This window comes from Pseudomonas sp. MD195_PC81_125 (assembly GCF_014060985.1).
In the GTDB taxonomy this organism is placed as follows: Bacteria; Pseudomonadota; Gammaproteobacteria; order Pseudomonadales; family Pseudomonadaceae; genus Aquipseudomonas; species Aquipseudomonas parakoreensis.
Map to the genome: position 1 here is coordinate 1 of NZ_JABULD010000111.1, position 2,392 is coordinate 2,392.

General features: G+C 60.9%; 2 protein-coding genes and 1 pseudogene. 1 reads left to right on the forward strand and 2 read right to left on the reverse strand.

Annotated elements, in window-relative coordinates:
• A partial coding sequence (locus tag HT737_RS04870) for a LysR family transcriptional regulator (RefSeq protein WP_182401680.1) occupies positions 1-255 on the reverse strand: 255 nt, incomplete at its 3' end.
• Positions 256-339: 84 nt separating this feature from the next.
• Between HT737_RS04870 and HT737_RS04875 the strand changes: the two are divergent.
• Positions 340-1,117 (forward strand): annotated as a pseudogene (locus HT737_RS04875) (NAD(P)H-dependent oxidoreductase).
• 159 nt (positions 1,118-1,276) lie between these two features.
• On the opposite strand, the gene HT737_RS04880 reads toward HT737_RS04875, so the two are convergent.
• Complete coding sequence (locus HT737_RS04880; protein ID WP_182401682.1) at positions 1,277-2,296, reverse strand: AbrB family transcriptional regulator; 1,020 nt, start codon at positions 2,294-2,296, stop codon at positions 1,277-1,279.
• Positions 2,297-2,392 lie beyond the last annotated feature (96 nt).

Genomic DNA, 2,392 nt, shown 5'->3' on the forward strand with positions numbered 1-2,392 from the left:
CACCGCGCGCTCCAGCGCCTGCAGCGCTTCACGCAACGGCTCGCGCAGTTCATCGGCCCGTGCAGTCGGGCGCATGCCCCGAGGGCCGGGCAGCAACAGCGGGTCGCCGAAAATCTCGCGCAGCTTGGCCAGGTGCACGCTCACCGACGGCTGCGACAGGTTCAACCGCTCTGCGGCGCGGGTTACGTTGTGTTCTGCCAACAACACGTCTAGGGTCAACAGCAAGTTGATATCCAGACGTCGTAAATTATTCATGGCTATACCTGACATATCAGACATTCATTTCCAATATACCGATCAAGGACTGATCCTGCCTGCATCCAACCAAGGAGTTACGACATGAATGTGCTACTGGTCTACGCCCACCCCGAACCCACTTCGCTCAACGGCTCGCTCAAGGACTTCACCGTCCAGCGCCTGCAAGCCGCCGGCCACACCGTGCAGGTCTCCGACCTGTATGCGATGAACTGGAAGACAACGATCGACGCCGATGACGCTCCAGGTCGCGATGAAAGCCGGCCATTCCACGCATCGATCGATTCGAAACTGGCTTACCAACAGGGCCGGCAATCCGCCGACATCGCCCGCGAGCAGGAAAAAACTGCTGTGGGCCGACGCATTGATCCTGCAGTTTCCGCTGTGGTGGTTCACCATGCCGGCCATCCTCAAGGGCTGGGTCGAGCGCGTATACGCTTACGGGTTTGCCTACGGAGTCGGTGAGCATTCCGATGCCCGCTGGGGTGAGCGTTACGGCGAAGGCAAGATGAAAGGCAAACGCGCGATGCTGCTGGTCACCACCGGAGGCTGGGATTCGCACTACAGCCCGCGCGGAATCAACGGGCCGATTGATGATTTGCTGTTTCCGATCCAGCACGGCGTGCTGTTCTACCCCGGTTTCGACGTGGTGCCACCCTTCCTGGTGTACCGCGCCAGTCGCATGGATGAGGCGCGGTTTGCCGAGACCTGCGAAGCGCTGGGGAGGCGCCTGGATGAGTTGTGGAGCACGCGGCCGATTGCGTATCGGCTGCAGAATGCCGGCGATTATGAGATTCCGGCGTTGACGTTGAAGGAAGGTATCGCTCCGGGGCTTGAGGGCTTTGCGGCCCACACACGGTAGAGATTACTGAACCTTTGTGGCGAGGGAGCTTGCTCCCGCTCGGCGACGCAGTCGCCGCAAAACCTGCGATTTCGGTGCACCTGAAACACCGCGACATCAGGATTGGGGCCGCTTCGCAGCCCGGCGGGAGCAAGCTCCCTCGCCACAGGAGGGTGTGCTTCAGACTTCTTTCTGCGCTCGCCGCACCTGCACCAACAACGCCGGCGCAAAGTGCAGCAACACCATCCGCGCCAGATGATGCGTGAGGATAAACACCACATTCAGCCCACCGGCAAACGCGACAATCGCAATCGTCTCGATCGCCCCCGGCATATACGCCAGCCACAGCGACAGCGGATCACTGCCCAGCCAACGCGCCGCTACTTCGGCAAATGCCGCCGCCACCACGATCATCAAGCCGACCGACACCAGCGCCGTCCGACCATGCCGCCCCAGCTCCGCAAAACCGAGTCCCTGAAAGCGCGAGCCGATCCGCACGCCGAGAATCAGCGCCGCCAGATTCAGGCTCCAGTCCGGCATGTGGAAGCCGTGCAGCCATCCCGATTTCACAAACACCGCCGTCAGCAGAATCGCCGTCAACATGAACGGCGCGGGCACGCCGATCGCCAGCAACAGGCGCCCAAGCACCACGCTCAAACCGATCAGTGCGAATACGATCAACGCCATGCCCGTGCTCAACGGAGGGCTTTCAACCACCGCCACCGAGCCCTGCCCGGGAATCAAAAAGCTCACCAGCACCGTGATCAACAGCAACCGCATCAGGTGCACGATGATGACCTTGTTTGAGGCCTTTTCCGACTCCAGCAAATCAAACACCGCTGCCAGTGCGCCGGGGTATACCGCCAACAGCGCATCGGTACGGTTCCAGCCTGCGCCGCGGGTCAGCCATCCTCCAGCGAGGGCAATCTGTACCGTCAGGCATAGCAACAGAACGCCGAGGCTTGGCAACATCGCCGACGCCGTTGCACTGTCCCACGCCTCGAACATCAGCCCGGTAGCGATGCCCAGCGTGACCTGGATGTAGCCCAGACCATAAGGCGTTGCGGGGGCAAAACCGCTGCGCGTGGTGACCAGTGCGGTGACGAGGATCGCTCCCAGCAACAGGCCATGAGGCACACCGCTGACCTGCAACGCAGCGCCAACGGCGGCCGCGATCAACAAACACAGAATCGATTTCATATTCGCCTTCCTGGCTATGTCCCTGAGGTATTCCACTCTCCTGTAGGAGCTGCCGAAGGGCTGCGATCTTTTGATCTTGCTTTAAAAATCAAAGTC

Excerpts from the sequence above, each read along its gene's own strand:
- HT737_RS04880 (WP_182401682.1), bottom strand. The coding sequence starts at position 2,296 with ATGAAATCGATTCTGTGTTTGTTGATCGCGGCCGCCGTTGGCGCTGCG.